Annotated in this window: 29 protein-coding genes; 13 read left to right on the top strand and 16 right to left on the bottom strand. The window is 37.6% G+C overall.

From position 1 onward, the window contains the following. Positions 1-306 precede the first annotated feature (306 nt). Positions 307-1,341 (bottom strand): hypothetical protein, encoded by a 1,035-nt coding sequence (locus CXF74_RS09545; protein WP_157822373.1) that lies wholly within the window; start codon positions 1,339-1,341, stop codon positions 307-309. Positions 1,342-1,415: 74 nt separating this feature from the next. Beyond that, on the bottom strand, positions 1,416-1,715 hold the full coding sequence (locus CXF74_RS09550) for a helix-turn-helix domain-containing protein (protein WP_442965949.1): 300 nt from the start codon (positions 1,713-1,715) through the stop codon (positions 1,416-1,418). Between CXF74_RS09550 and CXF74_RS09555 the strand changes: the two genes are divergently transcribed. Next, a complete protein-coding gene (locus CXF74_RS09555; protein WP_101082208.1) occupies positions 1,714-2,052 on the top strand; it encodes a hypothetical protein in 339 nt (112 codons plus the stop codon). The genes CXF74_RS09550 and CXF74_RS09555 overlap by 2 nt on opposite strands. After that, positions 2,052-2,384 (top strand): hypothetical protein, encoded by a 333-nt coding sequence (locus CXF74_RS09560; protein ID WP_101082210.1) that lies wholly within the window; start codon positions 2,052-2,054, stop codon positions 2,382-2,384. Before CXF74_RS09555 ends, CXF74_RS09560 begins: the two co-directional genes overlap by 1 nt. On the opposite strand, the gene CXF74_RS09565 is transcribed toward CXF74_RS09560, so the two are convergent. The 3 genes from CXF74_RS09565 to CXF74_RS09575 form a co-directional block, all read right to left on the bottom strand. Beyond that, the gene (locus tag CXF74_RS09565; protein ID WP_101082212.1) at positions 2,359-4,596 is read right to left on the bottom strand and encodes a KAP family P-loop NTPase fold protein; all 2,238 of its coding nucleotides are present in this window, start codon (positions 4,594-4,596) and stop codon (positions 2,359-2,361) included. The genes CXF74_RS09560 and CXF74_RS09565 overlap by 26 nt on opposite strands. 44 nt (positions 4,597-4,640) lie before the next feature. Then, on the bottom strand, positions 4,641-4,904 hold the full coding sequence (locus CXF74_RS22485) for a hypothetical protein (protein ID WP_101082213.1): 264 nt from the start codon (positions 4,902-4,904) through the stop codon (positions 4,641-4,643). Positions 4,905-5,190: 286 nt separating this feature from the next. Next, complete coding sequence (locus tag CXF74_RS09575; RefSeq protein ID WP_101082215.1) at positions 5,191-6,054, bottom strand: YicC/YloC family endoribonuclease; 864 nt, start codon at positions 6,052-6,054, stop codon at positions 5,191-5,193. 66 nt (positions 6,055-6,120) lie between these two features. Here CXF74_RS09575 and CXF74_RS09580 point away from each other — a divergent pair, with 66 nt between their 5' ends. Beyond that, positions 6,121-6,678: a GTP-binding protein gene (locus CXF74_RS09580; RefSeq protein WP_101082217.1), complete on the top strand. Its 558-nt coding sequence runs from the start codon at positions 6,121-6,123 to the stop codon at positions 6,676-6,678. Here the strand turns inward: CXF74_RS09580 and CXF74_RS09585 are convergent. Both CXF74_RS09585 and CXF74_RS09590 read right to left on the bottom strand, forming a co-directional pair. Beyond that, a complete protein-coding gene (locus CXF74_RS09585) occupies positions 6,675-7,505 on the bottom strand; it encodes an HDOD domain-containing protein (RefSeq protein ID WP_101082219.1) in 831 nt (276 codons plus the stop codon). The two genes, CXF74_RS09580 and CXF74_RS09585, sit on opposite strands and share 4 nt — an antisense overlap. A 79-nt stretch (positions 7,506-7,584) precedes the next feature. Further along, complete coding sequence (locus tag CXF74_RS09590; RefSeq protein ID WP_101082221.1) at positions 7,585-8,025, bottom strand: HIT domain-containing protein; 441 nt, start codon at positions 8,023-8,025, stop codon at positions 7,585-7,587. 228 nt (positions 8,026-8,253) lie between these two features. Between CXF74_RS09590 and CXF74_RS09595 the strand changes: the two genes are divergently transcribed. The 3 genes from CXF74_RS09595 to dapB are packed head-to-tail and all read left to right on the top strand — an operon-like array spanning position 8,254 to position 9,554. After that, complete coding sequence (locus tag CXF74_RS09595; RefSeq protein WP_101082223.1) at positions 8,254-8,469, top strand: DUF1289 domain-containing protein; 216 nt, start codon at positions 8,254-8,256, stop codon at positions 8,467-8,469. Position 8,470: 1 nt separating this feature from the next. Continuing rightward, on the top strand, positions 8,471-8,809 hold the full coding sequence (locus CXF74_RS09600) for a DUF2956 domain-containing protein (protein WP_101082226.1): 339 nt from the start codon (positions 8,471-8,473) through the stop codon (positions 8,807-8,809). A 13-nt stretch (positions 8,810-8,822) separates the two neighbouring features. Beyond that, positions 8,823-9,554, top strand: coding sequence for a 4-hydroxy-tetrahydrodipicolinate reductase (gene dapB / locus CXF74_RS09605; RefSeq protein WP_101082228.1), 732 nt, complete (start codon positions 8,823-8,825; stop codon positions 9,552-9,554). Between the two features lie 46 nt (positions 9,555-9,600). Here dapB and CXF74_RS09610 read toward each other — a convergent pair whose 3' ends face one another. The 9 genes from CXF74_RS09610 to CXF74_RS09650 form a co-directional block, all read right to left on the bottom strand. Beyond that, positions 9,601-11,220, bottom strand: a complete 1,620-nt coding sequence (locus CXF74_RS09610) for a methyl-accepting chemotaxis protein (RefSeq protein ID WP_101082230.1) — start codon at positions 11,218-11,220, stop codon at positions 9,601-9,603. Positions 11,221-11,351: 131 nt separating this feature from the next. Beyond that, positions 11,352-12,254: a LysR family transcriptional regulator gene (locus CXF74_RS09615; protein ID WP_101082231.1), complete on the bottom strand. Its 903-nt coding sequence runs from the start codon at positions 12,252-12,254 to the stop codon at positions 11,352-11,354. Continuing rightward, entirely contained in the window at positions 12,244-13,431 is a 1,188-nt protein-coding gene (locus CXF74_RS09620; RefSeq protein ID WP_101082232.1) for an MFS transporter, read from the bottom strand. The genes CXF74_RS09615 and CXF74_RS09620 overlap by 11 nt, the downstream gene beginning before the upstream one ends. An 18-nt stretch (positions 13,432-13,449) precedes the next feature. Continuing rightward, positions 13,450-14,355 carry a cyanophycin synthetase gene (locus CXF74_RS09625; protein ID WP_101082233.1) on the bottom strand — a complete coding sequence of 302 codons (906 nt, stop codon included), beginning with the start codon at positions 14,353-14,355 and terminating at the stop codon, positions 13,450-13,452. Between the two features lie 45 nt (positions 14,356-14,400). Then, entirely contained in the window at positions 14,401-15,231 is an 831-nt protein-coding gene (locus tag CXF74_RS09630) for a hypothetical protein (protein WP_101082234.1), read from the bottom strand. Positions 15,232-15,234: 3 nt separating this feature from the next. Next, positions 15,235-15,732 (bottom strand): hypothetical protein, encoded by a 498-nt coding sequence (locus tag CXF74_RS09635; RefSeq protein ID WP_101082235.1) that lies wholly within the window; start codon positions 15,730-15,732, stop codon positions 15,235-15,237. A gap of 2 nt (positions 15,733-15,734) precedes the next feature. Continuing rightward, positions 15,735-16,190, bottom strand: coding sequence for a YHS domain-containing (seleno)protein (locus CXF74_RS09640; RefSeq protein WP_101082236.1), 456 nt, complete (start codon positions 16,188-16,190; stop codon positions 15,735-15,737). Between the two features lie 102 nt (positions 16,191-16,292). Beyond that, complete coding sequence (locus tag CXF74_RS09645) at positions 16,293-16,844, bottom strand: TetR/AcrR family transcriptional regulator (protein ID WP_101082237.1); 552 nt, start codon at positions 16,842-16,844, stop codon at positions 16,293-16,295. Positions 16,845-16,952: 108 nt separating this feature from the next. Continuing rightward, positions 16,953-17,468, bottom strand: a complete 516-nt coding sequence (locus tag CXF74_RS09650; RefSeq protein ID WP_101082238.1) for a GNAT family N-acetyltransferase — start codon at positions 17,466-17,468, stop codon at positions 16,953-16,955. A 75-nt stretch (positions 17,469-17,543) separates the two neighbouring features. Here CXF74_RS09650 and CXF74_RS09655 point away from each other — a divergent pair, with 75 nt between their 5' ends. The 7 genes from CXF74_RS09655 to CXF74_RS09685 all read left to right on the top strand — a co-directional run bounded on the left by CXF74_RS09655 (position 17,544) and on the right by CXF74_RS09685 (position 23,010). Next, positions 17,544-17,759: a DUF3820 family protein gene (locus CXF74_RS09655; RefSeq protein WP_101082239.1), complete on the top strand. Its 216-nt coding sequence runs from the start codon at positions 17,544-17,546 to the stop codon at positions 17,757-17,759. Between the two features lie 128 nt (positions 17,760-17,887). Then, positions 17,888-18,586, top strand: coding sequence for a hypothetical protein (locus CXF74_RS09660; RefSeq protein ID WP_157822374.1), 699 nt, complete (start codon positions 17,888-17,890; stop codon positions 18,584-18,586). Between the two features lie 277 nt (positions 18,587-18,863). Further along, positions 18,864-19,628, top strand: coding sequence for an NUDIX hydrolase (locus tag CXF74_RS22835; RefSeq protein WP_101082241.1), 765 nt, complete (start codon positions 18,864-18,866; stop codon positions 19,626-19,628). 9 nt (positions 19,629-19,637) lie between these two features. Beyond that, entirely contained in the window at positions 19,638-20,198 is a 561-nt protein-coding gene (locus CXF74_RS09670) for a hypothetical protein (protein WP_101082242.1), read from the top strand. Positions 20,199-20,331: 133 nt separating this feature from the next. Further along, positions 20,332-20,880 carry a PepSY domain-containing protein gene (locus CXF74_RS09675; protein WP_101082243.1) on the top strand — a complete coding sequence of 183 codons (549 nt, stop codon included), beginning with the start codon at positions 20,332-20,334 and terminating at the stop codon, positions 20,878-20,880. A 56-nt stretch (positions 20,881-20,936) separates the two neighbouring features. Beyond that, positions 20,937-21,620 (top strand): winged helix-turn-helix domain-containing protein, encoded by a 684-nt coding sequence (locus tag CXF74_RS09680; RefSeq protein WP_101082244.1) that lies wholly within the window; start codon positions 20,937-20,939, stop codon positions 21,618-21,620. Continuing rightward, positions 21,586-23,010, top strand: coding sequence for a sensor histidine kinase (locus CXF74_RS09685; protein WP_232772486.1), 1,425 nt, complete (start codon positions 21,586-21,588; stop codon positions 23,008-23,010). Before CXF74_RS09680 ends, CXF74_RS09685 begins: the two co-directional genes overlap by 35 nt. The last annotated feature ends 1 nt before the right edge of the window (position 23,011 follow it).

Consider the following 23,011-nt stretch of genomic DNA (forward strand, 5'->3'; position numbering starts at 1 on the left):
TATTTTATGGCCCCATGTTAGAGCATGTGTAACCATTCATAAGAAATAAGTCAACGTTCAGAATTTAGATATAAAAAAACCTTCTTGTAAAAATTACATAGAAGGCTTTATAAAGACTACGTTAATAAGATTATTGACTATACGCCAGTGAATCCGTTTTTCATATATTTCTCACTTAAAATTACGACTGCCTTTGGAAGATGAAGAATTATACAGAATTTTGAGATCTACTCAAATCCTTTCGTACAACTTCAATATAGCAGAATAATAGTTAAAACTGCAATATATTATCGTACATAAATTAGACTATGTAATGACTCTCACTTTCCATACGATAACTTGATCTGGTCTAAAAAACTTAACTTGCTTCTGAAAGCGACAATCTTTATGACCACTAATTTCGAGTTCTTTTCCATCTGAAAAATCACCATCGTCATTGATTAATAAATCAATGTTATCTTCTTCACTTGCCACGCAATAAGTTACTTTTAACTTTTTATCAGCGAGATTGTTTATAAAGTACAACTCAATGCTCTCAGTAAAGCGCTGAACTGAAAAATGATCATACTTATTTTTAGCAAATTTAGACCAAGTCCAAGAATGAACATCAATATTTATTGACTCTTGCGCAGGTATTTCTAACTTCTTAATATCGTAACTATGTAGCTTATTTACAAAATTACGACTTTTACCATTATGCCAAGGCATCGGATCCTCACTGGATTTATCCGAATAGGTTCTTAGCATAGTTACCTGCCCCCATTTAAAGTCATTCGTAGCATTTTTTATTTCGTCTATCTCTATCTGCTCGAGAGCAAATGAAATTTTTACAGAATCATCTTTATAGCTATTATTTCCATGTAAATTAGAGATTTGAGCTTCATATATGCCACCGCATTTAAATAAGTAACTATCATCCTCTAGAGGTATAACTTCATCAAAAGAAACTGTATGCCGGCTAAATGGGCTTATAGCTGCCATCTTATTAATTTTTTGAGAAACATATTGTTTCCCCTCTTCTGATCTATGTAAATCAGGAAACAAATAAGTTAATTTACGCTCAAAAACTTCATCTTCTGGTTTTACAAAACCAAATATAGCAATGGCTAAAGTGACCACTATAAAAAAGATACTCGTATCATAAATATTGGCTATATATGAATCATACATTGCTTGCGGATCAGTTTGGCCAATATCATCCGTTTCAGTTTCTGTTGTAGTAACCGTACTCACGGCTTCATTTTTCGATATATTAAAACTGCAGTAATCCATTATTAAACAATTGGCTACAATGAAAGAAGCTAGACAATACAAGCCAAAAGCTAGTACAGAAATTGTCATTAGGCGCCTTTTTGATGTTCCCCAAAGGTATTTCAGCATATTCATCTCTATCCTTGATATTTTCCAAATAAAATTTATATATTGGCCAACAATAAATTAATACCATCAACAGGCGATAGTTCAAGCGCCCTACAGTAAGCGATATATTCAATCACATCAATACGCCTTTCACACTGTTCAACTTTTCCTATAAACGAATGAGGTACTTCAAGTTTCTTAGCAAGATCGCGCATAGTAAGCCCTTGGGCTAATCTCGCGTCTTTTAGCCAAGTAATAAGTGTCTGATATTGTGTGGAATGAATTGATTTTAGCATTGTCCCGATATTAGAGACAAGATATGACGTACCCAACTTAGGGACGGAAGAGATTTTCATGAAATATCTATTATTAACTGTATTGCTACTTAGTGGTTGCGCTTCTTTTGATCAAGCTTACTCTTCAATCCAGCCAAACGATAACAAGCAACAAATTATTGATCTAGTCGGCCAGCCTGAAGATCAACAATTCAAAGGTAACAATGAAGCTTGGCAGTATTGTAAAACAGGAACTAGCTTTGGTGTTAGTGGTTACAAAGTTATCTGGTTTTATGATGGCAAAGTAACAGGAATAACAACTTATTCACTTCATCGTGCTGGTAGCTGTGAGGCACACTTTGAACCTATCAAGTGGGAAAATTCCCCTGATCAGGTAATCGAAGTAAGAGAAAGATAATGACTATCGAACACCTTACTTATATTGGCTTAATTGGTAGCTGTTTTATGGCTTCTCGCCTTGTTGATGGCATCACAAAACAACGCTTGATTTTACTTGTATCATTCCTGATAGTTGGAGCGATTGGCTTACCAAGTTTTATTGAAGAACGGCAACAGCATCAGTTAATTCAAAAACAAAAAGAAACAGCTGAAGCTCTGCTTTGGAAGCCTTTTAATGAATGTATTGAGCGTAGAAAAGAACAGATTAATGAGGATACCCAAGATAATCAGCCGGAGGTTTGTATATCACCAGCTGAATTGAAAATTAAGAGGCTTCTCTCTGAGCAATAGCATCTGTAAAAGCTTCAATTGCTTCTTGCTCTGATGAATCTAAATTTTCTCTATTAAGGTGTTTAAGGGAATCTTCTATTAAGTTAATGGGAAAAAATTGCTCTATGTTTTCTAAATTTATTTCCGCTGTTTTGCGTGAAACACGACTACCAGAAGTCCATGAAGATCCTTTTTGAACAAAAGATTTAAGTAAAAGAAGCCCATATTCTGGATCCTTAATTTGATCGATTAACCATGAACTTACTTTTTCATCATTTCCCCAACGCTTCCATCGGTAAATAAAAGATCCTATTTGTGGATGCCTAATTAAAACATTCTCTTTACTCACAGACAATAAATCAAGCTTATCAACAAACGCTATTTTCAAATGCTCAAAGATAGAATTTGATAGTAAAGTTTCACCATTATTATCCTTCCTTTTGGTTTCTTCATATACAAGTATTGATTCAATAACATTTAAACCAGATTCTGGTTCTTTAAAACATTCAAAAATCAATTTACTTCTTTCATCAATATCTTCAATTCCCTTCAATACGTTTTCTACATAAATAGTCATATAATTGATTGAATTTAATGAAAATGAAAAATCATCATTGCCAATTTCATCACAGGCATTCAGCAAGGAACAAATGAAACTTCTACTATTTTCAGTCGGTATTTTTTCAATAAAAGCCATAAACTGACCTAAAGAGTTTTTCAGGATTTCTCTTTTATGGAGTTCTTTAAGGAAAGAGCTAAAAGCTAAACTATCATTAGTTAAAGATAACATCTCTTGTAATTCAGAATGCGAAAGCTCTCCACTTGGCATTGAAAACAGAAAATATTTTTCGAAATTAGATGAATGGCATATACGCATTCCCCTTAACCATGATTCATGGTGTCCACTCGCATATGTTGTTCCCGAAATTCTTTCAAGGCCAGGAAAAATATGATGTAGCAAACCTTTCAACCTATCCTTATTACCACTTGCTAGATTCAATATCTGATTATATTTCTCTTCTTCCTTAGCTCTGGCATCTCTATCGTTGATAGTGCCATAATTAGTAAAAAAATCTTTAGACTGAGATATTTTCTTATAAAGATCTGGCTCAAATAGTCGTAAACATTCAATTGCGATTAAATCAACCGGATTCACTTCAAAGGCATTTTCTCCTTGATATAGAGAGAAATGAAAAGAGAATGTTGATGTAAAGCGATACACATTTCTCAAATTATTGAAGTAATCAGCTAATGAGCTATGGAAAACATTCCCCCAATATGTTGGATTAAAGCTTGTTATAGCAAACTTATCCGTATCGAGGATTTCATTCAATTGTTGGAAAAGCAATTCATGGATTCTGCTAGTTTCAATCTTAGGAATATCAAATGGTACTTGAATAATTTTCTCTAAGTAATCTCTACCTTTTTGTTTCCCATCAGTTAATTTATCTTCTACTAGATCTCTTTGAAATAATAAAAGAAAGACTACATTTGGAAACTCTGTATTAGCTTTAACTAGCTGAAAGACCATTTGAAGTTGCTTCGTAGTAAGTCTATCCAAGTCATCTAATACAATAATTACCGACTTATCTCGCTCTTTTAATAGCTTTGTAAGCGCATGCCGTAACTGACTGAGAGTCAATTCCTCTTCTTTAGCAGATGCGTCAGTACTGCCAGCTAGCTGTTTGAGTAACTTTTTACCCCATTTTAATGCCACTACCCAAATAGCCATGACACCTAAACATACTTGAGTTACCCAAGTGTCAAAGAACGTCAAACCAAACAAAGCGAAGATAGCAATCAGAGTAGGAACAGCAGCGATTAGCCCAGTAGTAACAATTTCACCAGTATTTAAATAGCGCCCATATCTGCTAAATAATTTAGCTAGTTTTTTACCATTAGCAGATTTGTCTTTTAGACCAATTGTTGATGATATTTCTTTAAAAAACGAGGCTGTTATTTTGTCTTGAGCAGCCCATTCCCAAGGAGAAAACTCAATGATATCAGGGTTATGTTCAGCTGTTTTTTTTAACTCATCAAGAGCCATATTTTTAATAGATGATTTACCTGACCCCCAATCACCATGAAGAGCTACAACTAAACTATCATTACCATGCCAATCAGCAATTACGTTTGCCAAATCTATAGAGAATCCCGATCGACCTAATAAATCATCATTCGTTGTATTTATAGGGCGGTCAGAAGAAAATCCATGTTTATCATTATTATTCACTTTAGAATCTCTGTATTTTGGCAAATTAAAATCATATTATCATATCAACTAATGCGGCTTGTAGAATAATCCTTTGTTTGGCTAGGTCTTGCAGTTTTCCCTCTAGCTTTTGCTAAATATGATAAACGGTAGATTGCTTCAGCTCTTTGTTCTGTATTATCAATAAAGTAATAAGGGTTACGAATTGTTGGTACATGACCTGACATATCAGACCAAACGGTCTTAATTAATTCGAGTAACTTTTTTGAATGCCTGACTTTGTCACCGTCAATCCAAGGGGTCGAGGTCAGGTCTGAATGGCACTGCATTAAGCCTAAAAGCTATAGATAATAGGCTTTACAGGGAGAGAGCGAATTCAAGTTAACCCATTAAGTTCATGTTTTTAGGTTGATTTACCAAAGGCATTAAATTTACTCTGACCTTTAATGTCCTGAAAATATTGCGTTTATAGCTTAATGCAGTGCCATTCAGGTCAGGTCTTTCTTTTTGAAAAAAAATAGTAAATAATCTCGCTTAAAGTACATACAAAAATTAACAAACATAAAAAAGCCCTGTAAAACAGGGCTTAGTAAGTTATTTCTATAGCATTAAACACTATTCAATATTCTGAACCTGCTCGCGCATTTGTTCGATTAAGACTTTACATTCTACTGCGACTGCAGTGATGTCAGTATTAATGACTTTCGAACCTAATGTGTTCGCTTCACGGTTGAATTCTTGCATCATGAAGTCTAAACGACGGCCGACAGCGCCACCTTTTTTAAGCACGTTTTGTGCTTCGCTAACGTGAGAGTCTAAACGGTCTAACTCTTCAGCTACATCGGACTTTTGTGCTAATAAAACTAACTCTTGCTCAACACGAGTGCTGTCTAGGTCAACTTTAGCATCTTCGAATTTCTTCAAAATGCGTGCTTTTTGCCACGCTTGTACGTCTGGCATGAAACCGCGTACGATAGATGCTTGCTCGCTGATACCTGCTAAACGTTGCTCTATCATCACTGCTAGGTTTGCACCTTCAGTGCTACGTGCTTCGATAAATTCATCAAGTGTTGCTTCAAAACCGGCCATTAACTCGATGGTAATCGCATCAACATCTTGTTCTGGTGCTTGCATAACGCCAGGCCATTTTAAGATATCAATAGGGTTCACTGTTGCATTACCCGCTTGCTCGGCAACCCATTGTGCATTTTTGATTATCTGGCTTGCTAGCTCTTGGTTCATTTCTAAACCTTTTTGGCTATTGTCAGCACCTTCAAAACGTAAACCACACTCTATCTTCCCGCGTTGTAAGCGTTGCTTGAATGATTCTTTTAGTTTTGCTTCTAAACCACGAAATTGTTCTGGCAGACGAAAATATGTTTCTAAGTAACGTTGGTTTACAGAGCGGATCTCCCAAACGGCAGTCCCCCAATCACCTTTAATCTGTTTACGTGCAAATGCAGTCATACTGTAAATCATAATATTTCCTCTGTGTTATTATTTACTCGCGCAGTATATCATCGACACCCACCTTAGGAGAGCGGAATGAAACAAAAAATTGCATCACATATTATTAGTGGTTTTCTTGGCGCAGGAAAAACAACGTTTATTAACCAATTACTTAGCGCCAAAAAAGAAAATGAAACTTGGGTGGTATTGGTCAATGAATCGGGTACAACACACTATGCAAAAGAACAATTAGCCAATAATGGCATTATTGTTAAAGAGCTTTATGGTGGTTGTTTATGTTGCAGTGCAGGTATGCCATTTCGTGTTGCGTTAAATAAACTGATTAAAGAGCATCAACCTCAGCGACTCTTTATTGAACCCGCGGGCGCTGGTCATTTAGCCAATATTAAAACACTCTTACAAGGCGAGTTTTATCATCCTGTTTTAACGTTAGAAAGTACCTTATGTTTGCTTTCTCATTGGCAGTTAACGGATGAAACCTACAGCACTAATGAACACTATATGGCGTTGATACAACAAGCGGATAAGTTGTGTTATTACCAAGATGAAGCTGAAATTTTGGCAAAAAAAATGGCCATTGATTACTCAAAGCCACTTCATAGATTGCACTTTAATCTTGACGATTTAATTTAACTCGACATTAAACGGCCTAACTCTTCACCCGCTTCAATCATGCCTTCAAACTCTTCCACTAAACCATCTTTATTGAGGTTTAAGTGGGCAGTGAGTGTTGCGGGAAAACGTGCCACTATCATTTCAGGTGGTAGGTTTGCGCCCCATGCGAAACTCGCAAACACAGAAAGACGAATCAATACTGCGGCTTTAGAAGGTTCTTCGTATGAAAGAGGATCTAGCTGTTGCTCTATCGCATCACAGAATACTTCAGAGAAATCCCAATGTTTAGCTAGCTCCGCACCTACTTGGCTGTAATCGAAACCAAAGGTCTCACGCTGCGCTGATAAACGAGGCTCACCCGTTTCTATTGCCATTGCGATTAATGAGCACTCTTCGGGCTTGAGAATTTGTAATAACAACTCGCCAATATTATGCATCATCGCACAGGTAAAGGCGGTTTCTTGGTTTACACCCGCATGTTTCGCTAAGGCTTTAGCAATACTTGCAGTGGTAAAGGTATCTTTCCAAAATTTATTTTTATCAAAACCCGGCGTATCAGGGAATACATTAGACAGCGTTGCTGCTACTACAATACTGCGCACTTGGTTGAAACCAAGGCGAATAACCGCTTGTGAGATAGACTCCACCTCTTTGCCACGTCGATAAGCAACAGAGTTTGCCATGCGAATTACTTTTGCACTGATCGATTGGTCCATACCGATTTTTTTTGCGATATCTTCAACGCTGACATCCTCGTCAGAGAAGCTTTCCATTAGTTCTAACAATAAGATGGGTAAAACAGGCAGTTGTTTTACATCTTTAAATAGCTGTGAAAGTTCGAGCATTCACATTCCTTTTTTATTATAAATTAACACGCCTTAAATTAAGCCGGAATGGGCATAAAATCAATGCTTGTACGGTACTTTATTGAAGTGACGCAAACTCAACAGAATTAATTACTTTCTGTTTACAAAATGATTGTAATTTAGCTTGAATTGCAAGTACTTCAGGCTTTTCATAAGCCATTTTATGCTCCGTTCCCCAAACCACACCTGGCCAGCATAGGTCCGTTTCAGTCCGTCCGATAATATGTAAATGCATCTGTTTTACTATATTGCCAATAGCCGCCACATTTAACTTATCGCAGGGAAGCTGCGTTGCCACAAATTCACTCATGAATGCGCTTTGCTGTTGAAGCTCTGCCTGTAAAGGGAGCGGTAATAGATAAAGCTCTTCAATCTGCGTTTTAGGCACAATAATAAACCATGGGAAATGACTATTGTTAAGCAGTAACCACACACTTGTTGGTGTTTCTGCAAGGGTAAAACAATCGTTATTAAGTCGTGCATCCAGTGTAAAAGTCATAAATCACCTATTCTGTTTCGTTATCGTCTTATATACCATAACCCTAATTATTATTTTGAAATGTAGCTATCTGTTTCCATCATTAGCATTTACGCGTTCATTGGCGTCTGAGCCTGCAATCAAAACAACACCTTGGATAACCCGTAAAAGAATTTTAAAATTTATGAATCCGTCCTTTAAAATTGCTAAACTACACAAAAATTATACCCCTAATGCAAGGATTCAACCATGAAATTTAGCCCATGCACTAGCAACTGCACAAGTGACGGCACTTTTTGCCAAGGATGCGGACGCACTCATACCGAAATCAGAGAAACACAGGCCTTAGTTAAAAAATTGGTTGGCCACCTTGTGGATTACAATTACGATGATCCCGAACGCTTTCTAGAGTTAACCAGCATCAAGGCATTAAAGCGCGCCAACATTATTTTGCAAGATAAATAAGATGGCTAAAAATAACAGCCAAGACGTTTCTAATGAAACGGTTGATGAAGCGTTACTCATTGCTAAAAAAACGCAAAAGCCGGGCCAAACTAAAGAGCAAACACGCTTAATTGCCCAGGGTATTCAAAAAGGCATTGTTGAATATAAAAAAGCAGCAAAAGCAAAACATCGCCAAGCCGATAAAGCGCAAAAGAAATTACAAAAACAGAAACAACTTAATAATCAATCTGCAGAGACCGTAGACGTAGCACCAAAAAGTAACAATAAACCATTACCGTGGATTTTATTAGTCACTAGCTGGGCACTCTTTGCTGGATATCTCTTTACACTAAACGCATAAGAAAAGGATTAACATGGTTAAGGTAATTGTAAATGGCGCTAGAGGGCGCATGGGTAGTGAAGCAGTTAAAGCGATCAACAATGATAGCGCATTAGAGCTTGTTGCTGAATGTGATTTTGGTGATGATTTAAGCGCATTAATTAAAAGCAGTGGTGCACAAGTTGTTGTTGATTTAACCGCTGCATCAGCTGGATTTTCAAATACACAAATCATCCTAAACGCTGGCGCTTGCCCTGTTATTGGCACCAGTGGTTTCCAAGTTGAACAAGTCAAAGAGCTACAAGCTTTAGCAACTGAGAAACAACTAGGTGGTTTGATTGCCCCTAACTTCTCGATTGGCGCGGTCTTAATGATGAAGTTTTCAGCTGAAGCGGCAAAATACCTGCCAGACGCTGAAGTCATTGAAGCACATAGCCCACAAAAAGAAGAAAGCCCTTCTGGCACCGGCATTCGTACTGCTGAGCTAATTGCTGCAGCACGCACTAAAGCACCGATTGAATGTAGCGACAAAGAGCTTATTGAAGGTGCACGTGGTGCAGAACTTCATGGTGTTAAATTACACTCAATACGTTTACCGGGTGTGGTTGCACAGCAAACTGTATTCTTTGGTGGTTTAAGCGAAACACTTAAAATTGAGCATAATTCACAACATCGTGAATCATTTATGCCGGGTATTTGTCTTGCTTGTAAAGAAGTCGTGAAACGCCAAGAACTTGTTTACGGCCTTGAACACTTGATGGATTAAATAAAGCGATTAGCTGACAGCCGAAAGCTGTCAGCTAAATAACGTTTTATTTCGCTTCTAATTTAAAAATAGCTAACGCTTTGTCGACTCGCTGAGCCGTCGCTAATAACGCATCACTCTTGATAGCTAAACTATCACTCGCACGTTGATTAATCTGTGCAATATCCATTATTTCGGTCGCATTACTGGCAACAGCGTCACTCTGCAGTGCTTGCTCAATGGTTAACTCCGCTAAAGACTGCAAGCTTTGTCGTGATTGAGCAGCCTCCTGTTGCATATCCTGTAATGGTTTAATGATCTCTTCGATCAACAATACCCCACGTTCGATGCTCTGCTCACTTTGGCTAATTTCAGCTTCTACTTGGTTAGTTTGTTTTTTCATTGTGCCAATCACATCATCAATATTCAGTGTCACCTCAGCAGTACGTTTGGCTAATGCACGCACTTCATCGGCAACAACCGCAAAACCTCGACCACTTTCCCCTGCCCTTGCTGCCTCTATAGAAGCATTTAAAGCCAGTAAGTTAGTTTGGTCTGCAATCTCACGAATATGGGTGATCGCCTTCGTTACCTCTAGCGCACTCTCACTTAAACGCGCCACTGATGCCGATGACTCACAGACTGACACTGCAATCTCTTTAATTGCATAGGTTGCTTGGGTAATTGCAGCCACTCCCTGCTCAGACAGAGCTTGGGTTTTCACCGCTTGTAGTTCTATTTGTTTAACGTCTGTGGAGGTTTGATTAATGCCCTGAGATAAACTGTAAATACGACTATTTATATTATCTGACATTTGCCATTGTTTGGTTAAGCTGGCTTTCATATCGCCTGTTTGCGCTAGAATTTCCGTTGCACTTTGGTGCACAGATTTAGCATCATGATCAATTTCACTGATCATCTCTTTTAGCTGTTCTTGCATATGTGACATACCCGATAATAAACGCCCCAGTTCATTATTACTGCCCTCTGGAATCGGTAAAGAAAGGTCTCCATCGGCAATCGCACTGACAGTAGAAACAGACTGGTTTAGTGGCAATGTAATGCTGGTTATTATTTTGTAGGTCATCAACACACCAATTAACAATGCGCCTCCGCCGAGCATCATCATGATAAGCAAAGCGCGTTCAGTCATGGTAAGAATGCTTGCCTGTCGGTCGTTCATTGATTGCTGTTGATGTTGTTTAAATATCGACACTTCGGCTAATAACGCATTTAGCGCATCCATGGTTTTACCCGTCATTAATTTTCGTGCTTCATCGGGGCCTCCAAATTCTATTTCATCAACGGTTGCAAAAAACTGTTCATGGTATGCTTTTCTTACTGTCATTAAAGTTTGCAGCGAACGTTTATCTTGCTCTGAGACTAATAAGATTTGGATCTTTTTTAATGCGTCATCAATCTGTTTGTTTTTTATATCAATCTCTTTATAAACAGCGGTTCGCTGTTGTTGATCCTCCAATATAAACAGTAATAATAATCGCCCAGCGACACTTTCCGCTTGTATATTAATTTCACCTGCAAGCTCAGCACGCAAGACATCTCCCTCGACAATATCACGCACTTGAGAAGCCGTGCTGTTAAAGCGAAGCCCTGTAAATACGAGCATTACCAACATAAAAACAAGAATCGTGGAGTGGCTTAATATCAGTCGATATTTGATCGGCATGTTTATTCCTTTAAGAGATTGTTTAACCTACATTTCGGATTACTGAGTATTACTTTAGTTACATGGCAAGGCTATTGGAGGGGGGTATTTATTCCAAATTCAGGCACTACATTGAGAGTAGGCGATATAAATTAAGACGCTAATTGCTGCATCATAAAATCAATAAAAACACGGACTTTACTGGCCATATGTTTACGACTGGCATATACCAAATAGATGTTAATCTCAGTGCGGTTATATTCTTCTAACAAGGTAACCAATTGTCCTGTTTTTAACTGCTCTTCAACAATAAATTTAGGTAAAAGAGTGATACCCATACCCGCGACAGCTAACTCCACTTCCATGGAAGAGCTATTGGTTAACATACGATTTTTTACGTCAACCGTAATGCTTTCACCCTGCTGGGAATGAAACAATAAACGGGTTGGGTTCTTAATATTGCTGTAAGCAATCAATTGGTGATGAGCAAGTTCAGAGGGGTGTGTAGGACAACCATGTTGTTTTAAATAGCCGGGTGAAGCCACCGCCACACCATAAGAGCTGATTAATTTTCGACTAATCAGGCTCGATTCTTCTAATGCATTGGTCGCACGAATAACAACATCAAAACCATCCGCAACCACATCAACCATATTTTCAGAGATATCGAGCTCAATATTAATCTCAGGGTAATCCTGCATAAACTGCATTAATACAAAACGTAGATGCGATAAACTAAAACTCGTTGAGCAACTTATTTTTAACGTGCCCTGTGGCTTTTTCTGTTGTTGATTAATGGAGGCTTCTGCTTGCTCTGCATCACCGACTATCGACAGGCATTGTTGATAGTAGAGCTCACCTTCATGGGTGAGGCTGATTGAGCGAGTCGTGCGATTAACTAACCTCACGCCTAAACGCGCTTCTAATTTATTAATTTTTTTGGAAATATAAGAGGTCGAATGATCCATGTTATCGGCCGCTTTAGTAAAGCTACCCGCCTGAATCAGCTCAACAAAAATAACCATTCCATCTAATAATTCACTATTAAAGGCCACTTTTAATGCCTTTTTTAGTGTCTTTTTTAGCACCATATAATAGATACACAAATACCAGAGGAATCGCTAAGTCATAGAGAACTTGTAACTGATTTAACGGGTCTTTGCCCATTGAAGCCAGCATGGCAATTAAGCTAAAAAAGATAATAATCATAAATTGTGAATAATAACTTTTCGAGACAATGTAATACACGGGTTTATTCGCACTGGCCATATCGTAAAAACGTTTGTTAAAAGCAAGACGAAAGAAGCTACTTAAAAACGCGATCAATAATACGCCACCATAAAGTACCGCATCATTGTTTTGAAAGCCTAACTCACCACGTAATAACCATGAAAATGCATAACCCAAAATAGCGATGATAAAAATACGCTGTGCATTAGTACGATCAATTACTTTTTTAACCACAAAAAAGATGACCGCCAAGAGAACACTCAGTACGATAATCAATATACCCAGCGTCATTAAGCTCTCTTTGGTCAACATATAGAGTGTTAATACCCAAAAATAACTTTCTAAAAAGAGAAATAAGCCATCAACCATAAAGATCTTTTTAGAGTGAAAATTATCTTTAAACGTTAATATGCTAGAAAGAGAAAATGCGGCAGGTTGTTGTTGTGATAATAGATTATTCGTTTCACTCAATAACTTAGTGAGTAAATAAAAACCAGCCACTGAAGAACATAACGAGATTAGAATAAGACTTTTAATATAGTCACTGTCGAGCATAAAACTGCCAATTAAAACGCCAAATTTCAACGAGAAAATCACTAACATTTGAAAGTTGCCAAAGGTATTACCACTATTTTTATCGCTGGTAATCGCTTGAAATAAAATACGTTGTGTTGACCAATAAAAGCAGCCTGCAGCACCATTTATTAAGGCACCAGCCGATAACAATAACCATTGTGAATCTAAGAGCAAGACCAATACCAGTAGCATCTGCAATATGAATGATAAGGCAACGATTAATGTCCAATTCGCCTTAGCACGCAATCTATCCCAGCCATATAACGCCACTAAGAACCCAGCAGCAGTTAATACGATGAACCAGGAAATTCCAGCAATGTTTAAGCCTTTATCCCAGAGAATAACCGGGATAAATATCGGCAATAACCCCAATAAAAAAGAATGAATGGCGGAAAAAAGATAAAAGGTACGATTTAATATGGGCATGGAATGTATTCTGCTTGGTTAGTAAATATCTGACTGGCTTATTTCGAGCTTATCGAGTTCATCGAAGTGTAGCGAAAGATCTTCAGCTTTGCCATAACGTGGATAACCATGCATCTTCAGATAAGGTCGCGAGTTGACCTCTAAGAAGATAATCTCTTGTTCACTATGATCAATTTCGATGCCTTTTTCCATGATCACATCGATACCTAAAATATTCGCATCAAAGAGTTTAAGTACATCTTTAAATAATTGTTGGTTGCCTTCTGATAACAGACTTTTATCAATCACTTCAACCACACCACCTGGCGCCAGAGAAATACGATAAAACAAGGTTACGTTTTCATCTTTGGCTGGCACGGTTTGTAAGTGGTAGCCGGATTTCTTCAAAAAAGAAGTGGTTTGTACGCCTTTTTGTAATGGTGACATGCATGGGTACAAACCCATTTCTTCACGAATGGCATTTTCTTTATCAATCAATTGCTCGATCGTGGACTTTCCATCACCAATCACAAAGGGCGCATAACGCTCTAATACAGACATGATCTTGCCATTCGCCACTACCACGCGATAATTGTGACCCTGTAAATATTGCTCAACGACAGTGAAAGGCCACCAAATTTTGGCTAAAAATATCGCCTTCCATAGCTCCTTATAATTTTTAATCGGAAAATGACTGCCACGAGAAAAACCACTGACATTGGGTTTAATGACTAATGGAAATCCATGTTGCTGAGCAAATTTAATCGCTTTAAAAGGATTAAAAAATATCAAACCCTGCGCGTGTTTGATACCGCCCTCTTTGAATTTATCACGGGCTTGTTCTTTACTGCGGCAACTTTTACGCACCTGTAAACTATTGTAATTACTACAGCCATCCATAAAGGTTTTGCTGATCCAGGCATAAATTACTTTTTTAAGCTTCATGTTATCTCTTTTCTAAATAGGTATTAATGGACTAAAGCGCGTCTATTATATGGTTTTATTGGTTGATTTTAGACGTTGTGCAACACGCAGTTTTTTGAAAAAAACTGACTTACTTAACTGAGTGCTCGGAATCGTTTTAGTGACCAGCACTAGCTGTTTCATGGCTTTATTAATAAAGCGCAGTTTCTGCCAAAGGCTAATCTGCTCGGTTAACAATAATAGAGGCATTGGCACATAAAGGTTAATTTCAACAACATGGAATCGACCTGCAATTAAGTCATCTAGGCTATTTGCACGCACGCCATAACGGGCAATACGATAGTTGCCCATCTGTTTTAAATGTCCCCATATTTTACTTTGCTGATCGGCAGAGAGTTGCCCAACACAGTCTTGATAATAACTGTCTTTGTTGTAAATGCCGTTAACAGGTAAAACATCATCACTACGATTACAGGTTTCTGTAATCGATAAAATAGAGCATTGTTGTAAATCACCTTCATTAGGGATCATAAACAACTCAAATTCTCTCTTTTCAGGCGCCGCCTGCTGAATAATATAAAACGGATGACGTGTTGTACGCTGTTTTCGTAATGCGTTAAGTTGCAATAAATTATCGACACGTTCAACACCTTGTGAATTTTGCCCCCACTCAGGTTTTACAAAAACAGGATAAGCACTTGGATCACGTGCACCAAGGTCCATAAACTGCTCAAGTAACCACTGCTTAGGAATTCGCTTATCCACATCTAACTTAGAAAACAAATTACGTTGCTCATTAAAGTAAGGTGCATTTAGCTGAAAATATCGCCATGGCGCCACACAAGAGCGAATACAGTAAAATATGTAAGTAAAAATAAGTGATAATCGAATTAGCAAAATTTAGCCCTTCTTGTATTTCATAAGGTTAATAATGGCCATAAACACACCTAAAATCAGAATAGAAACAGCGGCATAAAACAACGAACCACCATCCCCTTTACCTTCATGGATAACTTCTATTCCTAGTGGAGTGAATAAGTGAAAAAATACAGCCCCACTCATCACTGCAGATGCCAATAAACCACCAGCAGCATGCACTAAATTAATACTTGGCGTATTCGTTAATAAACCGATTTTTTTAAGTGCAAAAAACAATGCGGGAGAAAGTAAAATAAGTGCTGTAATTAACTCAACACCACCCACTGCATAAGAGCCATAATTCATAAATAAGGCACCACCTGATTCACCAATAAAACCTTTCATCCACTGGCCAATAGTGCCAAATATATGTTGTGTATCTGGGTGTAAGGTAAATTTGTACGGTAATGATAAAAGGAATACTTTGCAGATCCACAATACAACAACCCAGCTTACAACCGATGTTTTACTCAATTTCATTTTTATTCCTTTTCCGTTTTTGCCCAATGGGCATCTGCACTTTTAATAAAACCGTCTTTATCTGCACGCCATGTATCTAATACATTTTGGTCATAATTGAGGTATAACTTGTCGTTATAAATAGTCCAAAAAGGAGGGTTACCCGGTGCGGCTTTATCATTAGACATCGCCCATGCACAGTATCCACCATATTGTGGTGCGAACTTTTCTGGATTCGCTTTAAACTTGTCGAGATTTGCTTGTGATGAGAAATACCAGTCTGCACCTTTATACTCAAGCTGATACTTAGAAGATCCCTCAACCGGTTTAGCTTGCTCAAAATAAGCAATGACATCGTAACCAGATACCGCTTTATTATTAAAATAACCCGTATGTATTTGCTCTGTTGCAAATACTGAAGTGCTACTCATAACAAATAACAGCACTAAGGCTTTGATACTTCTATTTATAATATTCATACTTTCACCATTTTTAATTTTTCAAGAATAACATTCACAACTCTTTAACATTAGACCCAGTAAGTGATAAAAGTATTTCACTCTAGGTTAAAAAAGAGACATTTATTTAATAAGCGTGCAATAAAGCGTGAAAGTTTCATTAAATTCTTGCTGATTAAAATCGACTTCAGGTGTCACCTTTAAGCATAAAGCCTGACCATGCAAAGCATTCAGCAACAGTAACAGCATCGACTTTTGTTTTTCAGCAGGTAAATGAAGTGGTGCAATAATTTTATTAAAGCGCTCAGAGAAGACCATTTGTGGGCCCTGTGCAGGCATTGCGACCAAGACTTCCAATAACCCAGCATAGTGGCACAATAAATTAAGGTAGCTTTCAGATAACAGGCGCAGTGAGTCTTGCCAATTTTGTTGTTTAGGTGGGAAATAAAGACTATCCATTAACGACATCAACATCGCTTCTAATAAACGCTGTTTATTATCAAAGTAATGATAAATGGCCATCGCATCAATATCTAAAGCACGTGCTAATCCCCTGATACTCGGCACTTTTCCTTGTTCACGCATTAATGACTTTGCGATATACACAATTAGCTCAGGATTTATTTGACGTTCTTTTTGATTCGGCCTGCCACGCTTTTTCTGTTCTTTCATCATTATTTACCCTCACAAAACACTGCTCACTACAGTGTAGAATAAATTCAGAAAAAGACGACAACTACACTGTAGAATTAATATTCTATAAACAAACTAATAAAAGATTCCTTATACATCCCTCTTGAGCAGTAAGTCGGTTTGAATGTCTCCCGCCATATCAAAAGGATGCTCTCCAATTTTATAGAAACCCTGTGTTTTATAAAATGCTAAAGCAGCCAAATTTCCTTCCCAAACACCTAACCACATTGATGATTTGTTTAACTGCTCAGCAAGTTGATAAGCAAACTGCATTAACTTTTTACCCAGCCCATTACGTAGATATTGTTTACGGATATAAAATCGTTCTACCTCTAAGCTATTTTCAGCCACTTGATCGCTCTGTGCATCACCTTCATTTACTTTTAAGAACCCAGCCACTTCATTACCTAAGTAGATGAAATAGAAATGACTTCCAACAACATTGAATTCTTGTGATAATTTTTGAGGGGTTAACGCATCATCAAAGTACTGCAACATCAATGCTTCACTATTACTCTCAGAAAACGTATCTCGGTATGTTTCTATCGAGATATCACGTAACAAGCCAAGCTGATTATTTTTACAAAGGGTAATTTTAACTGTCATTTTTGCTCTTTATTTTGTTATATTGCATGCACATAATATGAACCTTTTTATAATAGAATCCAATAGGCTATCCCATTGTTAGATGATCCAAAAGCACTCAGCGAAGCGATTAACCAAGTCATGCCCTTTGGTAAATACGCAGGACGAAAGCTTATCTACTTACCAGAGCCTTATTTAGTTTGGTTTTATAGTAATGGCTTTCCGGAAGGCAAGCTAGGTAAGCAATTAGCATTGATGTATGAGGTTAAGTTAAATGGCCTGGAAAAAATGCTCACGCCATTAATTCGTTAATACTTAATCTATAAAGTTTAATCCATTAATCAATGTGTCTCAGCTAACAAGTCACATTGATTAATGTTGAAAGAAAGAGAGCTAACTTGTATAAAGTGAATCAGTTTAAAAAAGTAGGCAGGGATACCATGAAGCAATTATTGATGATCGCCATATGCACCACTGCATTATTGGGTTGTAATTCAGAACAGATGGATAGCGCCGAGCCTACGACTAAATTATCAGAAAACGGCATTACAATTAATGAGAATAATGCACCAGAAATTATTTCTCTATTAGATGAACTCGATGTTTACACTGCACTACCCGCAACACTTTCTTATAACGAAACATCACGTAAAGCCTCTAACACTTCAAGCGAATGTATCGTTTCAGGCAATATCAATGTTGATACGCAGTCCGATAGCAACTCTTCTCTTAGCATTTTTAGTTACGATAACTGCAGTTATATTGCAGGTCATTCCATTAATGGTAGCTATACAACCGCCAGCAATTTTGAAGAAGACCTCAGCACTATCTCTATCAAAACGCAGGGAAAATTAGAAAATACAATCAATGAGTTTGCAACCATGATGCACATGGATGTAGATATTTACGGCAGCAAAGAGCTATATCAAGTCGATTATCGTTTTGATTTTGTATCAACAGAGAAAGAAATAGCCGGTGAGTTTATTGTTTATACCAATCCAACATTAATTTGGGATGAAAATAACGATAGCTTAATTGGCAGCATCATTATTGAAGGCGCAGACAATAATAAGCTTGAGCTGTTATACAATACCAACGGTGTTACTTATTACCTTAATGGACAACTTTACACACCTTAGTCTGGATAGCCCTATTTCCTGCTAGCCTCTGAAAACAAAGACGGTTAGCTGTTAAAGCATGATCAAGCCGTAAGGTTTGATAAAGGCCATGACTACCAATAGCACTACAAAGTGCGATCTCCGGCTCTATTTCAAACTACCCGCTCTTGATGTCATACTCGCTATAATACCGACACTCTGCATTCAGCGTAAAAGCCGAGGCAAAATACAGCAAACAATTAATGACTATTGAAATAAGCCCAAACAAACTTGCGATTCACCTATAAAGGAAATTATTTTGATCACTTATCAGTTTGACAATTACAACGGTGTCACCATCGACAAGCAAGCGTTACCCGATTCTGAAGCGCTTTTCAAAGCGCAATTTAACGAAATGTTATTGTTAGTTAGTGAAAAAGGTAAACAACTGATTTGGTTTACTCTATCGATTAAACAATCTTCTTTTATTCAAATAGCGACGGATGCCGGATTTGTTTTTCATAACTGTTTAGAAGATGAAATTACGCTTATTTTACGCATTAAAGCAGATGCTTATGCGCCTTTTGTACCGACTCATAGTATCGGCGCTGGTGCGTTAATTTTTAATAACAAACAACAGATCTTAGTCATCAGAGAAAAAATCGCGATGGGGCCTGGCTTCAAACTGCCGGGGGGCCATATTGAGTTAGGCGAGAAAATATCAGAAGCGATTGTGCGTGAAGTATATGAAGAAACCGGTATTCGCAGTGAGTTTGTTGGTCTGCAAGGTTTTGGTTCTAAAAAAGTGTTTCGTTTTGGCAAGTCTAATATCTATTTTCTCTGCCGTTTGAATGCATTAACAGAGCAAATCGACATTCAAGATACAGATGAAATTGCAGAAGCTAAATGGTGCGATGTCAGTGAATTTATCAACGATACCAATAACAGTGTTTTTGTACGTGAAATTGTTAAAAACCTGCAACATGAGCAAGGCTTTGAATTGGTAGAAATGCCAGAAAATAACAGTGCTTATGAAAAGCATGAAGTGTTTTTTGCAGGGAATATACATAACCAGCTTTCATAAGGTGTAAATATGCTGACTATTTTTGTCTCTGATATTTTTGGTCAGAGTTTAGCGCTTCAAGCATTAGCAGATAAGATAGCACCTCACGATATATTGATTATTGACCCTTATGCTGGTCAGCTCATCAATTTTGAAAATGAGCAGGTCGCTTATGATTATTTTAGTGATCAGGTTAGCCTACCTAGTTACGCAGCCTTAGTGCTGGAAAAACTAAATGCTATTAATCAGCCATTTAATCTGATTGCTTTTAGTGTGGGAGGATCTGCGACTTGGCTAAAATCAGCAAGACTAGCAGAGACCAAGGTGAAAAAAGTATTCTGCTTTTATTCATCGCAAATTCGTCATCATTTAACGATTCAACCCAATGTCCCAATTGAGTTAATTCTACCTCAGCATGAAAAGCATTTTGATATTAATGAATTGGCATCTTGTTTAACAAACAATAAACAGATAACACTCGCTAGGAGCCTTTATGCACACGGTTTTATGAATCAGCTTTCAGAAAATTTTAATCAACAAGGCTACGATGAATATAGCGATTACCTTCGCGCTATATTGCAAAGAGATTAGTCAAAAGAAACCTGTTTTCATTCGCACTGGCTAACATTAACTTTTTGTAATGTTTTATCCACCTTGTTGAAATGCTACCAGCGTACACTTCAGTTATCAGCCAAATAACTAAAATAGAAAACAGGATAACAAAATGAAATTTACTAAAATATTGTGTGCAACACTCGCCTTTTCCTCTCTTTCCGCTTTTGCAGGCGACGATGATTCACTCGCAGCACTTGCCTTACAACGTGCTAACTTCACCCTAGAACAGGCCATAGAAAAGGTAAGCACTGATTATTCTCGTCATATTACTGAATTTGAAATTGATGATTATAACCATCAAGCAACTTACGAAATTGAAACGATTAACTTTGAAACTGAACAAAAATATAAAGTACAAGTCAGCCTTGAAAATGGCGAGGTCTTAAAGGAAAGAAGTATCAGCCTGAAAGTATTAGGCCTGAATCGTTTAGATGATGATGAACTATTTGCTTTAAAAGAGTTAAAAGCAGCTAACTTTAACCTCAATAAGACGATCGCCACGTTAAAGCAAAAATACAATACAAATATCGTTGAGTTTGAATTGGAAAGTGAAAAAGGCATTAGCTTTTATAAATTCAAATTGATGGGTGAACAAGGTGCTAAACGTGTACTTGTGGACATAAAAACAGGCAACATAATCCCTGTAATGAGCCATTAGTTAACAACACTTTAATTGCAATAATAAGGGGGTTCACTCCCCCGTAAGGAAATACAGTGCGTATTCTTGTTATCGAAGATAACCAAACAACCCGTCAATACCTGCAGAAAGCCCTTCAAGAGCAAGGTTATGAGGTTGATCTCGCCGATAATGGTCAAGATGGTTTATTCTTGGCTTTAGAAGGAGATCATCAGTTAATACTACTTGATAGAATGCTACCCAAGTTAGATGGGTTAACCGTATTATCAACCTTAAGAAATGCAGGCAAGCAAACACCGGTGTTGATATTAAGCGCATTAGACAGTGTTTCTGAACGGGTCAAAGGGCTACGTGAAGGAGGCGACGACTACTTAATTAAGCCTTTTGCGCTTTCTGAGTTGCTGATACGCATTGAAATATTAATTCAACGTAAAAACCAATCCAGTGAGAAAGTCACTAGCAGCTTACAAGTTTCAGATCTAAAAATGGATTTGCTCTCACACAAGGTTTACCGTGGTTTAAATGAGATAAAACTACAACCAAAAGAATTTAAGTTGTTGCGTTATCTAATGGAGCATAGCGGTCAGGTTCTTTCTCGTTCGTTACTGTTTGAAGCAGTTTGGGATTATCAGTTTGATCCACAAACTAATGTTATTGATGTGCATTTGGCACGATTGCGTAAAAAGGTAGAATTTGATGGGCTTCCCCCTTTACTGGAAACAGTGCGTGGCACGGGTTACCGAATGGTGGCAAGCAAGTAGAAAAGCCAGCTCTGTCTGGCGTTTAACACGTCTATATACCGTTTTGTTACTCTCAGTAGTCGCAGTATTGTTAGTCGTTTTGTATCAATTAAGTATTGGTCAAATGAGTCGTCAACAACAGGCTCAATTAGAAAGCCTTATCGCGCAACAAACCGTACTCGCTGAACAATTGAATACAGATGAATTTATTGCACAGTTTAAATTGCAAGCGGAAAGCTCTCGACAATATATTTTAACTTACCAAACAGAAAAGCAATTAATTGGCCGACTTAGCTTCATTCCAGAACAGATATCATCTTGCCCTCGCCTCACACGTTTTCCCATTTGGTTAGATAAATACGATGAGATTCGACTTCTTTCTGGCTGTAGTCAACCATTAGGCGCAGGTTCTCTAACCGTTGCGATTGATGATGAAGCTTTATATGCACTTAAAGCACAATATATCAGCGCTTCTGTTATCGCCTTAATACTGGCTTTGTTATTAGGTTTGCTCACCGGATTAGTCTTTTCGTTACGTGTATTAAAACGTATCAATAGTTTTAATCAAACCGCACAGTTAGTCGAGGCTGGCCAGTTAAGCGCCCGTGTTGCCTTGTCTAATAACAACGATGAATATGATCATATGGCGTTGCATATAAATACTATGCTCAGTCAATTAGAACATTCCTTTGAAACCGTTAGTGGCATTACCGATGCGATTGCACATGATTTACGCACACCACTCAGTCACTTAAGACAACAGATAGAATTAGAATTATTAGATAAACGTCAACAAGATCAACCCACCACACAACTGCAATCAATGATCGAAAAGCTCGATGAAATATTATTTACTTTCAGTGCGATGCTGGAATTAACACGTTTACAACAGCAAAAAGAGACAAAAACACAACACTTTAAAATAATTGATTTATCTAAAATAATAATTGATGCCGTGGATTTAATTGAGCCACTCGCAGAAGAAAAAGAACAAATAATCACCTCAGATGTAGACCTGAATATCACATTAAAAGGGGATGCTACCTTGCTCTTTCGTGCTGTGTATAACCTGTTAGAAAATGCCAGTAAATATGCCGGAGAACACGCACGCATTAGTATACGATTAACCGAGTCGGGGTTTACCATTAGTGATAATGGCCTGGGCATTAGCGACAATGAAAAAAACAAAGTATTCCAGCGTTTATATCGCATTGAAAAAAGCCGTCATGTGGCAGGATTTGGTTTAGGGTTAACACTGGTTAAAGCGATCGTACAACTACACAATGGACAAATAACGTTACTCGACAATAACCCAGGATTACAGGTTATGGTTGAGTTTCCAGACACTATTTGTTGCCATAACAATGTAAATAAGCATACAAATAGCAATGGAAATAACAAGGAAGGTTAAA

The organism is Psychromonas sp. Urea-02u-13 (genome assembly GCF_002835995.1).
Classification (GTDB): Bacteria; Pseudomonadota; Gammaproteobacteria; order Enterobacterales; family Psychromonadaceae; genus Psychromonas.

Excerpts from the sequence above, each read along its gene's own strand:
- CXF74_RS09545 (WP_157822373.1), bottom strand. The coding sequence starts at position 1,341 with ATGACAATTTCTGTACTAGCTTTTGGCTTGTATTGTCTAGCTTCTTTC.
- CXF74_RS09555 (WP_101082208.1), top strand. The coding sequence starts at position 1,714 with ATGAAATATCTATTATTAACTGTATTGCTACTTAGTGGTTGCGCTTCT.
- CXF74_RS09550 (WP_442965949.1), bottom strand. The coding sequence starts at position 1,715 with ATGAAAATCTCTTCCGTCCCTAAGTTGGGTACGTCATATCTTGTCTCT.
- CXF74_RS09560 (WP_101082210.1), top strand. The coding sequence starts at position 2,052 with ATGACTATCGAACACCTTACTTATATTGGCTTAATTGGTAGCTGTTTT.
- CXF74_RS22485 (WP_101082213.1), bottom strand. The coding sequence starts at position 4,904 with ATGCAGTGCCATTCAGACCTGACCTCGACCCCTTGGATTGACGGTGAC.
- CXF74_RS09575 (WP_101082215.1), bottom strand. The coding sequence starts at position 6,054 with ATGATTTACAGTATGACTGCATTTGCACGTAAACAGATTAAAGGTGAT.
- CXF74_RS09580 (WP_101082217.1), top strand. The coding sequence starts at position 6,121 with ATGAAACAAAAAATTGCATCACATATTATTAGTGGTTTTCTTGGCGCA.
- CXF74_RS09585 (WP_101082219.1), bottom strand. The coding sequence starts at position 7,505 with ATGCTCGAACTTTCACAGCTATTTAAAGATGTAAAACAACTGCCTGTT.
- CXF74_RS09590 (WP_101082221.1), bottom strand. The coding sequence starts at position 8,025 with ATGACTTTTACACTGGATGCACGACTTAATAACGATTGTTTTACCCTT.
- CXF74_RS09595 (WP_101082223.1), top strand. The coding sequence starts at position 8,254 with ATGAAATTTAGCCCATGCACTAGCAACTGCACAAGTGACGGCACTTTT.
- CXF74_RS09600 (WP_101082226.1), top strand. The coding sequence starts at position 8,471 with ATGGCTAAAAATAACAGCCAAGACGTTTCTAATGAAACGGTTGATGAA.
- dapB (WP_101082228.1), top strand. The coding sequence starts at position 8,823 with ATGGTTAAGGTAATTGTAAATGGCGCTAGAGGGCGCATGGGTAGTGAA.
- CXF74_RS09610 (WP_101082230.1), bottom strand. The coding sequence starts at position 11,220 with ATGCCGATCAAATATCGACTGATATTAAGCCACTCCACGATTCTTGTT.
- CXF74_RS09620 (WP_101082232.1), bottom strand. The coding sequence starts at position 13,431 with ATGCCCATATTAAATCGTACCTTTTATCTTTTTTCCGCCATTCATTCT.
- CXF74_RS09625 (WP_101082233.1), bottom strand. The coding sequence starts at position 14,355 with ATGAAGCTTAAAAAAGTAATTTATGCCTGGATCAGCAAAACCTTTATG.
- CXF74_RS09635 (WP_101082235.1), bottom strand. The coding sequence starts at position 15,732 with ATGAAATTGAGTAAAACATCGGTTGTAAGCTGGGTTGTTGTATTGTGG.
- CXF74_RS09640 (WP_101082236.1), bottom strand. The coding sequence starts at position 16,190 with ATGAATATTATAAATAGAAGTATCAAAGCCTTAGTGCTGTTATTTGTT.
- CXF74_RS09645 (WP_101082237.1), bottom strand. The coding sequence starts at position 16,844 with ATGATGAAAGAACAGAAAAAGCGTGGCAGGCCGAATCAAAAAGAACGT.
- CXF74_RS09650 (WP_101082238.1), bottom strand. The coding sequence starts at position 17,468 with ATGACAGTTAAAATTACCCTTTGTAAAAATAATCAGCTTGGCTTGTTA.
- CXF74_RS09660 (WP_157822374.1), top strand. The coding sequence starts at position 17,888 with ATGAAGCAATTATTGATGATCGCCATATGCACCACTGCATTATTGGGT.
- CXF74_RS09670 (WP_101082242.1), top strand. The coding sequence starts at position 19,638 with ATGCTGACTATTTTTGTCTCTGATATTTTTGGTCAGAGTTTAGCGCTT.
- CXF74_RS09675 (WP_101082243.1), top strand. The coding sequence starts at position 20,332 with ATGAAATTTACTAAAATATTGTGTGCAACACTCGCCTTTTCCTCTCTT.